Raw genomic sequence first — 15054 nt, forward strand, 5'->3', positions numbered from 1 at the left:
TATCGCGGTTCGGAAAGTCCCTGCAGTTATGATATTGTTCGGAAATCCGAATCTAACCGAACTTGTTAGCGGAGTTGTAAAGTATGCTGAAGAACCATGATCAATCCCATCATTAGTGAACAAGAAGATTCGGATCGGTCAGAAGACTCGTCATCCAGAATAACAACCCGTGCCAAGGCCTTTTACCATTTATGAAGATTGTCAGCAACTGCAATACAAAAGGCACCCGCGATGGGTGCCTTTTGTATTGATGCTTGGTTATTTGAACGAAGCGTAACCGTCGTCTACCTTGATCGTGATGCCATTGATGCCGCTCGCTTCTTTGGAAGCCAGGAACAATACCGTGTTAGCAATTTGATCCGGGTACAGCAACTGTCCATTCATAGGCTTCTTAGCAATCGGATCTTCCATGTCTCTTTCCTGCATGCCTTTAAGGATGTTGGTGTGCACGAAGCCTGGCGCTACGGCAACGACGCGAATGTTATATTGTGCGAACTCCAATGCGGCGCATTGGGTCATCATGACGACTGCTGCCTTAGAGGCATTGTAGCCGATGGTACGGCGTTCGCCATATAAGCCATAACCGAAGCAGTATTGATAATCGTACCGCCGTTTCCGAGCTCTTGCATTTTACGTGCCACAGCCAGAATGCCGTAGTAGAAGCCGTCCTGGTTGATCCGAGTGACTCTGCGGTAGATCTCTGGCGTATGCTCTAGCAATGGGCTTCCGGCCCCGGTGCCCGCATTGTTAAAAATCACGTCCAAGCATCCGTACGTGGAAGCCGCGAATTCAACGACTTCCTCGACTTGTTTGAAATCGCCGACATCCACTTGCTTGAACGCCGCTTCTCCGCCTGCTGTGCGGATCATTTCAACCGTTTCTAGACCAGTCACTTCGTTGTAATCTGCGACAACGACTTTAGTGCCTTCTTGCGCGAATTTGAGGCTGCGTTCTCTGCCGATCCCGCTGCCTCCGCCCGTAATGATCGCAACTTGCTTATTGAATTTCATATGTCGTTTCCCCCTGTAGGAATGTGATGGATTATGCGCTCATGCTCTCATCAATGATGATTTCGGCGCCCGTGATGAAGCTGGATTCGTCGGAAGCGAGGAATACGACCAGATCGGCGACTTCCGCTGGCGTTCCTACTCGCTTGAGCGGGATTCCTGCGAATAGCTGCGTCGTCGTCGCATGCATGCCATTTGCGACGGCATCGCCCCTTTGCGTCTGGATCACGCCTGGATGGACGGAATTGATGCGTACTTGATGCTCAGCGACTTCTCGTGCCAGATCCTTCGTGAATGTACGAACGGCCCCTTTGCTTGCGCCATACAGCGTATGGTCCGGGCTTCCAGTCGATTGCCCCTTTGGAGTCCGAATTGGGGCTGACGATCTTCATTCGCGCTCGCTCAGGCTCCATTCCGACGAAAGAAGGGCTGGAGATCATTAAGAAGGGATTTGAAGTGGTGAACAAGCTGGAAGAGATGAAGGAAGGGGCGCTGAGATTATCCGAATTCATGAATGCGGAGCTGCGGGTGGCAGCGATTCCGGGCGTGATGAACTCTTTGGTCCAGACCGTATCCAGCTTCAGGAGCGAATATCAGAACATCTCCTTCCGAATTGTCGAAGGGGTATCGGACGATATTCTGCATAAGCTTAGGCTGAATGAGCTGGACATCGGACTGATTGGCATTCGCGGAGATGTATCTTCTATTGGCCCCGGGATCTTGTTCGAGCCGATCTGGGATGGACGAATCGTTGTGGGAGCATGGCGAACGTCGCCGCTTGCGGCCAAGAAGAAGGTAACGCCGGAGGAGATGCGAAAGCATTCATTCGCACTCTACGATGAAGCGCCAGTCATGGACTTCGTACGTGAGTTCGCCATGGCTCATGGCCCGTTGATTTTACAATTCACAAGTAATAATCAGAATGCGATCGCCATGGCCATGAAGGAAACATGGCGGCAACGGTAGGCTACGATTTTTCATTCTTCGACAGCCCACACGCCTTGAACGGTGATCTCGTCAAGATCGAGATCGAAGGGGTGAAGCAGGAACGACTCCGCTTAGGGTGGGCGCGTTAAAAGACCAATCAACAGCAGGTATCCAATGCTTTATTCAAAGGTATCTGCAACAATTTCAAATGAGGTTGCTGTAAGTCGCATGAGAAGTGAGCCCATTTCATTCCGTTGATAATGGTCTTCTTATTCAATTGTCTAACTTCCATACAAGCCCCTTCTGAATTTTTCCGTCCTCAGGGCTGACCATATCTTAAAACATTAACATCAAAGAACGAAAAAGAGCAGAAGCGAATGGAAACGTGAGAGCCAATTGAAGCAAGGGAACGCATGCTATTACAAATTCAAGTGAAAATGATGTTTATAGTGGGCGGCGAAGATCTCAAATGGTCGCAATTATGTGCGAGGGGGTAACACATTCATGTGCGTGGGGCAGAATAGGCATACTGGGGGATATATTTGGGACACAGAGAAACTATGCGCTTTGATAATACATTACTATGCAGATAACAGTACCACATATATCTCTTTCGAGTGTTAATATAATTAACAAATTTCGCGTAACGCGTAATTGATAAAGGATCACGTTCACAAGGGAGGGTAACACCAAACCCGCGTGGATATGATCCTTTTTTTGGTGTTATACTGTTCGAGCTATCGTTTGTTCATATGAGCGAACGTTCCAATCCGGGAAGATTTACATCAATTTTTACATCAAGCGTTCTGTATCATGGCTTCAATTCTCCTGTAACGACAAAAAGAACCCTTATATACTAAGGGCTCTACGGTTTTTGTTATGGTGATCTGGACAGGGTTCGAACCTGTGACCCCTACCCTGTCAAGATAGTGCTCTCCCAGCTGAGCTACCAGATCATGTGTTTTCTTCGCAGTGACAAGTATTAATATATCAAACCGCGAAGATGAAGTCAACCCTGATTGACGAAAAATGTTCATCAAGATGAATTCTATTTCCGCATTGGCCCGCATAAGGTGTATTCAAGCTGGATTTACGGGAGGGGCGGGTTGTCTAGTGGAGGAGGCTGCCTATCTGGCGGTATGGCTGATCGGTTTGTTCGGGATTGTCGGTACGGTGTGCGCGTATGTGGCGAAGATGGTCATTCATGATTCTACGAGTTATGACGAGCAATATGTATGGAGGCGCAAGCTGCCTCCCGAAGCGAGGGACAAACGATAAGCCGTTCCAGGGAACGGGTTAGATTTCCAAATCGCGGGTATACTATTCCAAAGATTGCTTTCACGATCGGGAGTGGTAGCCATGATCAAACGTCTCACCGTTGCTGCCGGTTTAGTGCTGTGCGCCGGCTGCTCGCAGCTCAGTCCGTCTGCTGCCGTTTCGGCCCCGGAGACCGAAAAGTTCGATAGCGTGACTATGACGGTGTATCCGCAAGAACAATCCGTGTTTGGCGATGTTTACGAACCTGTCGATCAACCGCGCATACTGATTCCGCCGCTTCCGGGCGAACCGACCGAGGAGCAGCGGAAGCCTCCGCTACTGGATACGAATTGAAGGCTTTGTCCGGGTGCCTAAGCGCATGCCGGACATTTTGCCGTTCACGAAGCCGTGCGGCGTGAGACGTATCGGCGTGAATAAGGAGACGGGTTGGCGGGACATGCTACGGAGGCATCAGGAAATTAAAGGAGGAACGTCCATGGTACGCAAATATGACCCGAATAATGAAGCGGGAGGCGCGGGACAAGAGACGTTCGTGGCCGCGCGCAAGAACGGCGACGGCGACTTGATGTCGTTCAAAACGTCGTCCGGCAGGGAATTGAATTACGAACAAGCGCTGGGGGCTGCGCAAAGCGGGGAGATCGGCGGCGTGAACGTGTTCAAAGGCCGCGACGGCGAAATGTATATCCGCGGCGATGCAGACGGAGATCCGACGAACAATCTCGATCAACTGCCGAACTACTGACCCGGGAGCGTCGAATCTCGATTTCCGATCCATGAAGCCAATTCCATGCAGTCCATTAGAAAAGCCCGCTCCGCGGGCTTTTTGTCATTGCTTCTATTATAGAAGCGCTCAGCTATGAAGCAGTCAGAACCGGTAACGCCTGTGCTGCTCGACGAACCGCATGACGCCGGTCTTCCCTTCGTATTGCGGCTTCGTGTCGTCATAATGCATGAGCCAGATCCGTTCCTGGACCGGAAGCGGCAGGGAGAGCAGCTCGTCCAGCGTCGTATGGACAATGCCCGGCGGTTTCAGCTGGCAGTCATGGAAGATCGTCTCGCAGCCGCGCTCCTCGACCAGATTGCGCAGCAGCTCGGGGTTGAAGATCAGATCGGCGGAATAGAAGAACGTAGCGTTGAACAGAAACGAATAGCTGTTTTTATTCGGAATATGCGCCGTCTGAATCGGCTCTACGGCAAGGCCGGGGAGCAGCTCCGTCTTCGCGCCGGGCCGAATGAGCCGAACGTCGAAATAGTCGTCCAGCGAAGGGCATTCATCCTGCAGCAGCCCGCCCTTGAGCGAGCTGTCCCAGAGCGGCTGGGCGAGCGGTTCGGGAATATAGAGCACGGGTCTGCGCCCGTGAACGAATTTCATGCGGAATGCCAGCTCTTCCATGCCTCCGATATGATCGGCATGGATATGGCTGATCAGCACGGCGTCGATCTCGCTCAGCGGCTTGCCGAGCTGATGCAGCGAAAGCGGCGCCGTAATGCCGCAATCGAGCAGAAGCGTGTTGTGGTCTGCGTAGATCAGCGCATTGGTGTTGAAATACGTCTTGGCAAACGCGCTGCCCGTTCCAAGCATTTGAATATCCAAGCGGACATCCTCCTATGCGTTACGATACTTTTCAATTTATCATCTCTATTCGGAAATGGAAAGAAAAACAATTTATTCGCTCCTATCGGAGACATGCACCCATCCGACGGTCCGACATACGATAGCAAGGAACGGATCATAGATAGGCAGGTGCGGATATTATGGCTCCAAGCAAAACGCCAAGCAAGGCTCCGAGCAAAGGGAAGAACGCCAAGAAGAAATCGTCGTCGGAACGCAAGCAAGCCGTATTGAAGATCGTGCTTTCGGACACATGCGCCGTATGCAAGACGCCGTGCGCGCGGGGAATGCAGTATTTGGAAAGCATGCAGAAGCCGGGTGCGATAGGCAAGGGCGTGCCGTGCATTTTGACGCGAACGTACGTATAAGCCGCCGGCTGCATTATCGTCAGGCTTCGTATTTCCCGGGCAAGCGCAGAATCCAACAGGAAACGACAGCTTCATCCGCGGCGAGGCACGTATAAGCAGAACCCAAGCCCGGTCCGAATATTGCGGCAGATGACCCGTTGCGCCGCCAACGGGTATCGACAGCATACGGCTCGAACAGGAAAAATTTTTTTGGTTTGGCGCAACTTTGGACGTCTTGGCGAGTATAACCAATCATCCAGATAAACGGACGGAGGTTCTACTACCATGAAGTTCAGAAAACTCTTGATCGCAACGCTGGCCTTGTCCTTATGGGGCGGAACGATGCTGTTCGCGGATTCGGCCGCCCAGCGCGTGCGCGTGATCGTGAACGGCGGGGAAATCGCGGACGCGGGCATTTTTACGGACGGCAAGACGTACTTATCGGCGAGGCAGGTCGCCAATACGCTGCAGTCGCTCGTATTCTGGGACGAAGGCTCGAAGAAAGTGACGATTTACAAACCGAATGTGCATATGTTCCTCTTCCAAGACAAGGCGATCTTCGGCAATGTCGTCAAAGGGAGCAAAATCACATTCTCCGTATTTGCCCAAATCGATAATCTGCTGACCGATATTTCGTCGGTGAAAGTATCGATCGTCGATCCTGGCGGCGTCGAGCAAGTCATCCAGTCCAAGAGCGTTTCCGTCGATAAGGACAACTTCTGGTACCGGACGGACGACTATACGTATACGTTCGCTTCGACAGGCAAATACACCATCAACTTCTTTATGAAAGTAACCGCCAGCGACGATTGGAATCTGGTTTCGCAGAAGACGATTACGGCCAAAACCTCATAATCATACAAGTGCGCTCCGGCCCCGCAGGCCGGAGCGCTTTCGTTTGACCGAAGACTTGTTCCATGTTACGATACGGATGCAAGGTATCAATGAATGGAAATGAGGGTCTACAATGAGCGAACACGTGCATGATGAGAACTGCAACCACGATCATGACCATGAAGAGCACGTATTCCTTGTCTCGGACGAGGAAGGCAACGAGCGCGAGATGGTGATGGTTTTTACGTTTGAATCCGAAGAGCAAGTGTATTCCGTTCTGCTCGACCGCAATGATCCGGAAGCCGACGGCGTTATTTTCCGTATTGAAGAAGAAGACGGAGAAGCATTCCTGGTCGGCATCGAAGACGATGCGGAATGGGAGCGCGTAACGGCGATCTACGAAGAAATCGCGAAGCGCGAGAACGAAGGACTGTAATAAACAAAGCGAAAACTCCGGTGCCGGAAGGGCAGCGGAGTTTTTTTATGGTTTGCATATTCATAGGCGGCAAGTCGTTATTTGCGCGGGTTATAATAGATCGTTCGGCCGTTGAACATCATGAGCTCGGCTTTCAGCTGCTTGGCCATGTACTTGCACAGTTCGTTCGCTTTGGACTTGTCGCCGTGGGTTGCGGCATCCGGCAGGACGACCTGCACGTGAGAGACGGTCTTCTCGCCGTTCGTCTCCGATCCGACGCCGAACATAATGTAGTTGTATTGCGGCGTTGTGCCTTTCAGGTAGAACCAGCGGTCTTCTTCGCCGGACTTCGTCTCGACGGTGTAGGGAAACGCCGCCTCCGTATAATCCCATTCCAGCTGCCGGCCGGTCAGCGCGGTCTGTTCCTTGTAACGGCTAAGCCGTTCCTTCACCTCTGAGAGGCTGAGAGCTTCGACTGCGGAACCTTGCACGAATTTAATGTAAGCGCTTTGACTCATCATCGCCCACCCCCTCCAACATCATAGCATTCCGGAATTCGATTGACAATAAGCGGAAATGGAAGAAGGGGCTCGTTGGCGCGAGCGCGAACGTTCGAGAGAAGGGCAGGAGAGGGCAGCGCAAAATTAAAACCCCGGATTTGCGCCGATGCGCTTCCGGGGTTTGGCGATGATAGGAGACTGGGAAAGGCGACTAGGAGATCGCTTCTTCTTCGACGATCACTTTGACGAATTGGATGCTGCGGTCCTCGGGACCTTTCACGGGCAGACCGACTTCGACGTGATCGACGATGTAATCGATGTTCGTCTGCGAGATTACTTCGCCCGGAAGCAGGATCGGAATGCCCGGCGGATAGACGTAGATGAACTCCGCGATGATCCGTCCGGCGGATTCCTTGAACGGCACGACTTCCGTGTCTGCGTAGAAGGCGTCGCGAGGCGTGAGCGAGAGATGCGGGATCTCCGGGATTTTCACGACGAGCTCGTTCGCTTCGTTCACCTGATGCTGTTCGGCCAGATCGCGCAGCGCCGTCAGCAGCTTGGAGATGGAGTCTTCCGTATCCCCCGGCGTCACGAGCGCCAGAATGTTGTACATGTCGCTGAGCTCGACCTCGATGTTGTAATGGTCGCGCAGCCAGTTCTCCGTCTCGTACCCCGTAATGCCGAGGTGGCGGACATGGATCGTCAGCTTGGTCGGGTCGTAGTCGTACGTCGCTTCGGTGCCGAGAATTTCTTCGCCGATGCAGTAGAGTCCGGGCATCTTGTTAATCTCGGCGCGGGCGTATTTCGCCAAATCAATGGCCTTCTCTGCGATGTCATGGCCGTGGATCGCCAGATTACGCCGGGACGTATCGAGCGATGCGAGCAGGATGTACGACGTCGACGTCGTCGTCAGCATGCTGATGATCGTCTGCACGCGTTTCTGATTGATGCGCTCGCTGCGCACGTTGAGAACCGAGCTCTGCGTCATGGAGCCGCCGAGCTTGTGCACGCTGGTCGCCGCCATGTCGGCGCCGGCCTGCATCGCGGACATCGGCAGCTTCTCGTGGAAGTGAATGAGCACGCCGTGGGCCTCGTCCACCAGCACCGGAATATCGTAGCTGTGCACGAGATCGACGATTTCTTTCAAATCCGCGCAAATACCGTAGTAGGTTGGGTTAATAACGAGTACGGCTTTCGCGTCGTGATGGCGGTCGAGCGCTCGCTGTACGGAGCGGGTCGTGATGCCGTGGTCGATGCCAAGGTTGGCGTCGCGCGCCGGCGAGATGAAGATCGGCCGGGCGCCTGCGAAGATGATCGCGGACATGATGGACTTATGCACATTGCGCGGCACGATGATTTTGTCGCCCGGGGAGCAGACGCTCAGAATCATCGTCATGATGGCGCCGCTTGTCCCTTGCACCGAAAAAAAGGTATAATCAGCTCCGAAAGCGTCGGCTGCCAATTTCTGGGCCTCTTCGATGACGCCCGTCGGCTGGTGCAGGTCGTCCAGCGGCGCTATATTAATCAGATCGATCGACAACGCGTTGTCGCCGATAAATTCGCGAAATTCGGGGTCGCTGCCCATTCCCTTCTTGTGTCCGGGAATATGAAATTGTACGGGGTCTTTTGCCGCATGCTCCCGCAGGGCGGTGAACAGCGGGGTCCGGGTATGATCCATTGCTTCATCCCAGCCTTTCATCGTGGATTGTTAACAAACAAAGCTCAGTATAGCAAAATCAGGGGGGATTGCAAGCGAACTTTTTGTTGAGACTATAAGAACAACGAAGCCTTCACGGAACTAGGCTTGGAAGGGGAACCGTCATGGAAATCGCAAAGGGCTGGGCGGGCAAGAAAGTGCTGTCGTCGCCGTTCGTCGTCCAGCTGCTCGTCATCATGTATCTGGTTGAATTCGTCAAAGGCGCGCTGCTCGTCTCTATTCTGCCGGTCTATATGCGGCAGGAACTAGACTTGACCGCATACGCGGTCGGTTGGGCGCTCGCGCTGCAATATATAGGAGACAACGCGTTCCGCTCGCCGCTCGGCTGGATCATCGACCGTATCGGCTATCGCTATGTCATGCTGTTCGGCGTCTTGTTCACGAGCGCATCCGTGCTGATCATCAGCTTCACGAGCGGCCTCGGCTGGATCGTTGTCGCCTGCCTGCTGCTCGGAATCGGGACGTCGCCGCTCTGGCCGTGCGTCATCAACGGCGCGACGACCGTTGCGGGCAACGAATCCAGCGGCACCATTATGAGCGTCGTCTACATGGCCTGGCTGACCGGCGTCGGCTGCGGGCCGATCGTCATTAACTTCTTCATCGTACATACGTATACGCCGGCGTTTCGCATCCTGATCGGCATGATGATCGTCGTCGTGCTCGTGGCGTTGTTCCTGCCGGGCAGACATCAATCGATGGCACTGGAGAACCGGGAAATTCATAGTCACGCGGATGAGGTGCATCGGCAGCTGCCGTGGACGGAGCGCGTGCGGCGGTATTTCGCCCGGGTCGGCGCTTCGCTGCACGCGAGCAAGCTGCTCTATCCGGCAATGTTCACGCAGAACTTCGCGCTCGGTCTGCTGACGCCCGTGCTGACGCAATATGCCAGAACGGTGCTTCATCTGACGCCGCAGCAGTACAGCATGTATCTCGTCGCGGGAGGCGCGGTGACGGTGCTGGGCTTGATCCCGGTCGGCAAGTGGGTGGACCGTTTCGGCACGAAATGGTTCCTGCATGTCGGCTTCCTGACGGCGGCCGTCTCGCTCGCCGTGCTCGGCTATACGCGGTCGCTTCCGCTCGTGCTGCTGATCGTCGCTTTCGTGGGCATCGGCTATGCCTGCATCATTCCGGCTTGGAACGCCTTGATCGCGCAAGCGATCCCGAAAGCGGAGCGCGGCGCGGTATGGGGATTCTTCCTCACGATCGAGGGACTCGGCATGGTGTTCGGCAGCATCTCATCCGGCAAGCTCTGGGATAAGCTCGGTCCGCATTCGCCGTTTCTCGTCAGCGGAGCCGTTCTGCTGCTCCTGTTTGTTCTTCATTTGTTCATAACCAGACATCGGACAGATGTGGTACGATGAACGAAGTGGAGGGAAGACAGATGAACAGAGACAAACGTTTAGGCATCGTCATGGTCATGCTGATCACGACATTTATCGGCTTCGGAATTATTATTCCGGTCTTGCCGGAGCTTATTAATGAAGCGAGCCCGGGATCGGTAGAATTCCATACGGGCATGATGCTTTCCCTATATTCGCTCGTATCGTTTATGATTTCGCCGCTGTGGGGCGGCTTGTCGGACCGGATCGGACGCCGGCCGGTCATTCTGATCGGCGTGCTCGGCTTCGCGGCCAGCTTCTTGCTGTTCGGCATCGCCGATGGCAGCCTGCCGATCATGTACGCGTCGCGCATTATCGGCGGCCTGTTCTCGGGCGCGGTTACGTCCGTCATCGTCGCTTACGTGGCGGATATTACGCCGCCGGAGCAGCGGACGAAGGGCATGGGGCTTGTCGGCATGTCCATCGGGCTCGGGTTCACCATCGGACCGGGCTTCGGCGGACTGCTGAGCCTCGTGTCGCGGAATACGCCGTTCTTCGCGGCCGCGGCGCTTGCGCTCGCGACATTCCTGATCGCCGTGACGAAGATGCCGGAATCGCTTACGCCCGAAATCCGCCAAAGCGCGCAGCAGCAGCGCAAGCCGTCCAGATGGACCGCGTTTACCGGCTCCTTGAAATATTTGTACGTGCTGGCGCTGTTCGTTTCCTTGTCGCTCTCCGGGCTCGAAGCGACGCTGCAGCTGTTCGGCATTCGCCGCTTTGACGTGACGCCGCTGCAGGTCGGATTCATGTTCTTGATTTGCGGCCTCGTCGGCGCGCTCATCCAGGGCGGCGTCGTGCGCAGGCGGATCCGCAAAGGCCAGGAGCCCGCGTACATCGCGGCAGGGCTGGTCATCTCCGCCATCGGCTTCCTGCTGCTGGTGACGGCGCATTCGCTCCTGTCGGCGACGATCTACCTGGCGATCTTCGGCATCGGCAATGCGCTGATCCGTCCGTGCGTGACGTCGCTGATCACGCAGAGGACGACGGTCGGACAAGGCGTCGCCGCCGGACTGAGCTCGTCGATGGACAGCTTGGGCCGTATCATCGGACCGCTCGTCGGCGCGGGCCTCTACTCCGTTCATTTGGCGCTGCCGTACGTAGCCGGAGGCGTGCTGTCGCTGGCCGCGCTCGCGTTCCTCTCCCGCTTCCGCAGCCTGGACCGCAAGCGCGGGGAAGTGGAATCTTCGGCGTCGGCTTGACGCTTGGGCAGCGGATTTGGATACGGCTGCAGAGCAAGTGATGCACCGCGATAAAAGCAGAACGATTGAAAGTAAAGCAGAACGATCGAAAGTACAGCAGAACGATAAAAGTACAGCAGAACGATCAAAAGCAGCTTCGCCAGGCCGATCGGCCCTGGCGAAGCTGCTTTGTGTTCGGCGGGCGGCTGGGATCCTCCTTCTCTATTCGAATCGTTGCAGCGCTATTCGATCCTCAGCGGCTCTATGCACTTCTCATATTTCCCGTGTGTTCCTTGCGGATCACTGGCGCAGGCCAAGCCCGCGCATGACGAACGCGATGGTATCCTCGCGCTCGCGCTCGTCGTCCCACTCGGCGTCTTCCCGTTCGCCGTATACCGTACGGGTGGCGATATAGCCCATGATGGCCGAGAGGCTAAGCCGTATGACAGTCGCCGACGGCAGCTCCTTCATAACGCCGCCGGTCTGAAACTTCGCCACGATCCGGCGGAGCCGTTCCAGGACGACCGCGATCACGTCCCGCTGCAATCTCGCTTGCATGTCGGGATGGAATGGGATTTCCTGCAGCAGTATTTTCAGGATGCTGCGGTTCTTGCGCAGAAATTCGATCCGGTTCTCGATCATGGCGCGCAGCACCTGCTCGTAGCTGTCGTACTCCGAGTCGAGCACGTTATTGAAGCCACGCAGCACGAACGGCGCGAGCAGCTTCGTCATGGCGGGCGCCACGATGGCAAGCAGCAGCGCCTTCTTCGTCTTATAGTGGCGGAAAATCGTACCTTCGGCCACGCCGGCCCGCTGGGCGATCTCGCTCGTGGAGGAAGCCGCGTATCCCTTCTCGGCGAACACCTCGATGGCGGACTGCACGATCCGGGCTTGCTTCTCCGTCATTTTGGCTCCGTCGGCATCGCTGCGGAGCAGCTCCTCGATCCATTGTTCCATTGTGTCGCTCATGACGCCAGCTCCTTAACGCGCTGCTAACCTGCTATTCAGCCTGTACCTGCAACATTATTTAGCCTATATCCTAACATAGCGGCGCGGCGAATTAAATGGCGCGGTGCTTCTTGAGCGCGAGAACGTTCAGCAGCGCGAAGACGGCGGAGAAGCCGATCAGCACGTATACGTCGGTATAGATCTCGGACCAGCCTTCGCCGCGAATCATGATGTCCCGCATCGCGTCGGCGCCGTAATAGAGCGGCATGATGCGGCTTAGATGCTGCAGCCAAGGCGTCATGGCATCCAGGTTGAACAGGCCGGAGAAGAACACTTGCGGCACGACGACGAGCGGGATGAACTGGATGATCTGAAATTCGTTGCTCGCGAACGATGAGAGCAGCGTCCCGAGCGTCAGCGCCGTCAGCGACAGCAGCAGGTTCATGAGCAGCACGTACCAGATGGAGCCGTCCATATAGAGGCCGAGCACGTCTATGGCGAACCAGGCGATTAGCGCCGCCTGAAGCAGCGTGAACAGGCCGAATCCGGACAAGTAGCCGAGCACGACCTCGGATCGGCGGATCGGCGTCGCGAGCAGCCGTTCAAGCGTACCGCTTGTGCGCTCCCGCAGGAAGGAGACGCCGGCCAGCATGAAGACGAAGAAGAACGAGAAGAAGCCGATCAGCACCGGGCCGAATGAATCGAAGGAGGCCATGTCTTCGCTGCCGTGCAAGTACGTCACGGCCGGCTGGGCGGCCTGCGTGCCCGCGCTCATCGTGCGCTGGAGCAGCAGCAGAATCGATTTGTTCACGGAAGGATCGCTTCCTTCCAGACGGAGCGCCGGCTTGCCGCCGTCGAACGCGAGATAGGCGTCCAGCTCGCGGGCCCGCAGCGCCCGTTCGGCTGCGTCCGCCGTATCGTAGGCGACGACATGCGCGCCCGCGGTCTTCAGCTGCCCGGCGAATGCGGGCACCGGAGCTTGAACGATGCCGATATCCGGCTCAATGGCATGGCCGTTGAAGACGAGCTTCATTAAGCCGAGGATGAGCAGGGGCGCGAGAAGCAGGAGCGCCAGCGTTCGTTTGTCGCGAACGAACTGCCGGATGATCCGAATGGCAAGCGCGCGAATCCTCATGAGCGAACGCCTCCCCCGAGCGTAATGAACGCTTCCTCGATCGTTGCGGCGCGGCCTTGCCGTTTGATGGCTTCTGGCGAGCCCGCAGCCGTCAATTTGCCGTCGCGGATGAGGCCGAGCCGGTCGCATTTCTCCGCTTCGTCCATGACATGCGTCGTGAGGATGATGGTCGTGCCGCCTTTGCGCAGCTCGCCGAGTTCTTGCCAGATCGACTGCCGCAGCACGGGGTCGATGCCGACGGTCGGTTCGTCGAGCACGAGCAGCTCCGGTTCGTGGAGCAGCGCGATCGCCAGCGACAATCGGCGCTTCATGCCGCCGGAATAGGCGGACACGGTCTTGTTCATATGATCCTCCAGGTGGACGACGGCCATGGAGGCCTGCATCCGGCTGCGCAGCCGCTCGCCCTTCAGGCCGTACAGCGAGGCGAAGAACGTTAAGTTCTCCTTCGCGGTCAGCTCGTTATAGAGCGCGTCGGACTGCGCCATGTAGCCGAAGCGCTGCAGCATGGCCAGCTTCGGCATCCGTTCGCCGAGCATGCGGACGGTACCGCCGTCGGCTTTGTCGATGCCGGTCATCAGCTTGATGAGCGTCGTCTTGCCGGAGCCCGACGGACCGAGCAGACCGAACAGCTCGCCGCGCGCCACTTGCAGCGAGATATCGTCCAGCACGGTATGGCTGCCGAAGCGCCGGGAAACGCCCTGCACGTCGATAACGGGTACGGCCGAAGCAGAAACATCGTGAGCGGACATGACGATCACACCTTCCGAATAGAAATGACTTCAATAGTGAGCGATTACTCATTCTCAGCATATGCCAGATGCGTTTTGGTGTAAAGTGAGTAATCACTCACTTTTTAATCTTTTTTATGAACGATTCAATGCTTCAGCTTCTGATTGAGTCTAAGCTTCAGTTTCTAATCGATTTTAAGCTTCTATTCGATTCTAAGCTTCTATTCGATTCTATGCTTCTGGGCGATTTCTAAGCTTCCCAATGAATCTATGCAATGAAACGCGACCTCGCTCGCGCTTATCCGTATGACAGAATAAGGAAGCCGTTAAGGAACGATTACCCTATTAAGAGAGAGGTGCCTCATGGAGTATGTTCGTGATTATGCAATGTATGCCGCCGTGTTCGGCCTGTTCAGCTTCGTCTGGTTCGGCTGGGCGCAGGAACAACCGCGGGCAGGCTGGCGCAAATGGCTCGGGATGGCTTCGGGTGCCGGGCTGCTCATGTGCCTGTACGGCGTCTACTTGAGCGCGACGCACTGGGATGCGCCCTCCGCATTGTCCATTGACGGAGCTTACGACCGATATTTGATATTCGTATATGCGGAGATCGTGCTTGCCGGCGTAGGCGCTTTCCTGCTGCTGCGCAAGAAGCGCGCCCAGCTGGTCGCCCCCTGGATTCTCTTCATCGTCGGCGTCCATTTCATCGGCCTGAAACCCGTGTTCCAGGACGCCGGCCTTTATCTGCTCGCAGGCTTGCTCATCGCGGTCGCGGCCGCTTCCGTCATCGTCGCGCCTAGATTGAAGGTGGCCAGCAGCGCGATCGCCGGCATCGGCGCCGGAACGGTGCTGTTCGGGTTCGCGCTCCTTGGTTTGGCGCGCTATTATGCCGCCATGTAGCTGAAGCCGTTGGCGTCAATCGAGCCGTCACGGAGGCGCGGTTCCGCCGCTGGACGCGGTTCCGCCTCCGTCTAAGGTCTGGGATAAAAACTGGTCTGCAGACGTTTACGGCATCCCCGCCCGAAAAGGTAGACTTTAACAAGGAGTTCCGA

The 15054-nt window shown here is 55.9% G+C and carries 17 protein-coding genes, 1 tRNA gene and 1 pseudogene; 10 read left to right on the plus strand and 9 right to left on the minus strand.

Annotation, left to right across the window (positions count from 1 at the left end; translation table 11 throughout):
• Positions 1-258 precede the first annotated feature (258 nt).
• Positions 259-1010, minus strand: a pseudogene (locus GXP70_RS10945) (SDR family NAD(P)-dependent oxidoreductase).
• Between the two features lie 31 nt (positions 1011-1041).
• A complete protein-coding gene (locus tag GXP70_RS30295; protein WP_162360424.1) occupies positions 1042-1380 on the minus strand; it encodes an SDR family NAD(P)-dependent oxidoreductase in 339 nt (112 codons plus the stop codon).
• Between GXP70_RS30295 and GXP70_RS10955 the strand changes: the two genes are divergently transcribed.
• On the plus strand, positions 1380-1973 hold the full coding sequence (locus tag GXP70_RS10955) for a substrate-binding domain-containing protein (protein WP_162356597.1): 594 nt from the start codon (positions 1380-1382) through the stop codon (positions 1971-1973). The genes GXP70_RS30295 and GXP70_RS10955 overlap by 1 nt on opposite strands.
• An 841-nt stretch (positions 1974-2814) precedes the next feature.
• On the opposite strand, the gene GXP70_RS10960 is transcribed toward GXP70_RS10955, so the two are convergent.
• Positions 2815-2890 (minus strand) — tRNA-Val (locus GXP70_RS10960).
• Between the two features lie 157 nt (positions 2891-3047).
• Between GXP70_RS10960 and GXP70_RS29550 the strand changes: the two genes are divergently transcribed.
• From GXP70_RS29550 to GXP70_RS10970, 3 genes are all read left to right on the plus strand, one after another.
• A complete protein-coding gene (locus GXP70_RS29550; protein WP_192043438.1) occupies positions 3048-3212 on the plus strand; it encodes a hypothetical protein in 165 nt (54 codons plus the stop codon).
• An 81-nt stretch (positions 3213-3293) separates the two neighbouring features.
• Positions 3294-3545: a hypothetical protein gene (locus tag GXP70_RS10965; RefSeq protein WP_162356598.1), complete on the plus strand. Its 252-nt coding sequence runs from the start codon at positions 3294-3296 to the stop codon at positions 3543-3545.
• Between the two features lie 142 nt (positions 3546-3687).
• Entirely contained in the window at positions 3688-3954 is a 267-nt protein-coding gene (locus tag GXP70_RS10970; protein ID WP_162356600.1) for a DUF3892 domain-containing protein, read from the plus strand.
• Between the two features lie 123 nt (positions 3955-4077).
• Here the strand turns inward: GXP70_RS10970 and GXP70_RS10975 are convergent, their stop codons facing one another.
• The gene (locus GXP70_RS10975; protein ID WP_225442760.1) at positions 4078-4806 is read right to left on the minus strand and encodes an MBL fold metallo-hydrolase; all 729 of its coding nucleotides are present in this window, start codon (positions 4804-4806) and stop codon (positions 4078-4080) included.
• Between the two features lie 161 nt (positions 4807-4967).
• Between GXP70_RS10975 and GXP70_RS10980 the strand changes: the two genes are divergently transcribed.
• From GXP70_RS10980 to GXP70_RS10990, 3 genes are all read left to right on the plus strand, one after another.
• Complete coding sequence (locus tag GXP70_RS10980) at positions 4968-5192, plus strand: hypothetical protein (RefSeq protein ID WP_162356601.1); 225 nt, start codon at positions 4968-4970, stop codon at positions 5190-5192.
• Positions 5193-5456: 264 nt separating this feature from the next.
• Complete coding sequence (locus tag GXP70_RS10985) at positions 5457-6026, plus strand: stalk domain-containing protein (RefSeq protein ID WP_162356603.1); 570 nt, start codon at positions 5457-5459, stop codon at positions 6024-6026.
• 112 nt (positions 6027-6138) lie between these two features.
• Positions 6139-6441, plus strand: coding sequence for a DUF1292 domain-containing protein (locus GXP70_RS10990; RefSeq protein WP_162356605.1), 303 nt, complete (start codon positions 6139-6141; stop codon positions 6439-6441).
• 77 nt (positions 6442-6518) lie between these two features.
• On the opposite strand, the gene GXP70_RS10995 is transcribed toward GXP70_RS10990, so the two are convergent.
• Positions 6519-6938 (minus strand): DUF1885 family protein, encoded by a 420-nt coding sequence (locus tag GXP70_RS10995; RefSeq protein ID WP_162360426.1) that lies wholly within the window; start codon positions 6936-6938, stop codon positions 6519-6521.
• Between the two features lie 193 nt (positions 6939-7131).
• Positions 7132-8598: an aminotransferase class I/II-fold pyridoxal phosphate-dependent enzyme gene (locus GXP70_RS11000; RefSeq protein ID WP_162356607.1), complete on the minus strand. Its 1467-nt coding sequence runs from the start codon at positions 8596-8598 to the stop codon at positions 7132-7134.
• A 143-nt stretch (positions 8599-8741) separates the two neighbouring features.
• Between GXP70_RS11000 and GXP70_RS11005 the strand changes: the two genes are divergently transcribed.
• Together GXP70_RS11005 and GXP70_RS11010 are read left to right on the plus strand one after the other, a co-directional pair.
• Positions 8742-9998 carry an MFS transporter gene (locus tag GXP70_RS11005; protein ID WP_162356609.1) on the plus strand — a complete coding sequence of 419 codons (1257 nt, stop codon included), beginning with the start codon at positions 8742-8744 and terminating at the stop codon, positions 9996-9998.
• A gap of 20 nt (positions 9999-10018) precedes the next feature.
• Positions 10019-11215, plus strand: coding sequence for an MFS transporter (locus GXP70_RS11010; protein ID WP_162356611.1), 1197 nt, complete (start codon positions 10019-10021; stop codon positions 11213-11215).
• Between the two features lie 279 nt (positions 11216-11494).
• Here the strand turns inward: GXP70_RS11010 and GXP70_RS11015 are convergent, their stop codons facing one another.
• The 3 genes from GXP70_RS11015 to GXP70_RS11025 form a co-directional block, all read right to left on the minus strand.
• The gene (locus GXP70_RS11015) at positions 11495-12163 is read right to left on the minus strand and encodes a TetR/AcrR family transcriptional regulator (RefSeq protein ID WP_162356612.1); all 669 of its coding nucleotides are present in this window, start codon (positions 12161-12163) and stop codon (positions 11495-11497) included.
• A gap of 91 nt (positions 12164-12254) precedes the next feature.
• Complete coding sequence (locus GXP70_RS11020) at positions 12255-13277, minus strand: ABC transporter permease (RefSeq protein WP_162356614.1); 1023 nt, start codon at positions 13275-13277, stop codon at positions 12255-12257.
• Positions 13274-14026, minus strand: a complete 753-nt coding sequence (locus GXP70_RS11025; protein WP_162356616.1) for an ABC transporter ATP-binding protein — start codon at positions 14024-14026, stop codon at positions 13274-13276. Before GXP70_RS11025 ends, GXP70_RS11020 begins: the two co-directional genes overlap by 4 nt.
• Positions 14027-14368: 342 nt before the next feature.
• Here GXP70_RS11025 and GXP70_RS29555 point away from each other — a divergent pair, with 342 nt between their 5' ends.
• Positions 14369-14902 carry a hypothetical protein gene (locus GXP70_RS29555; RefSeq protein WP_192043439.1) on the plus strand — a complete coding sequence of 178 codons (534 nt, stop codon included), beginning with the start codon at positions 14369-14371 and terminating at the stop codon, positions 14900-14902.
• Positions 14903-15054 lie beyond the last annotated feature (152 nt).

The organism is Paenibacillus lycopersici, assembly GCF_010119935.1.
Classification (GTDB): Bacteria; Bacillota; Bacilli; order Paenibacillales; family Paenibacillaceae; genus Paenibacillus_Z; species Paenibacillus_Z lycopersici.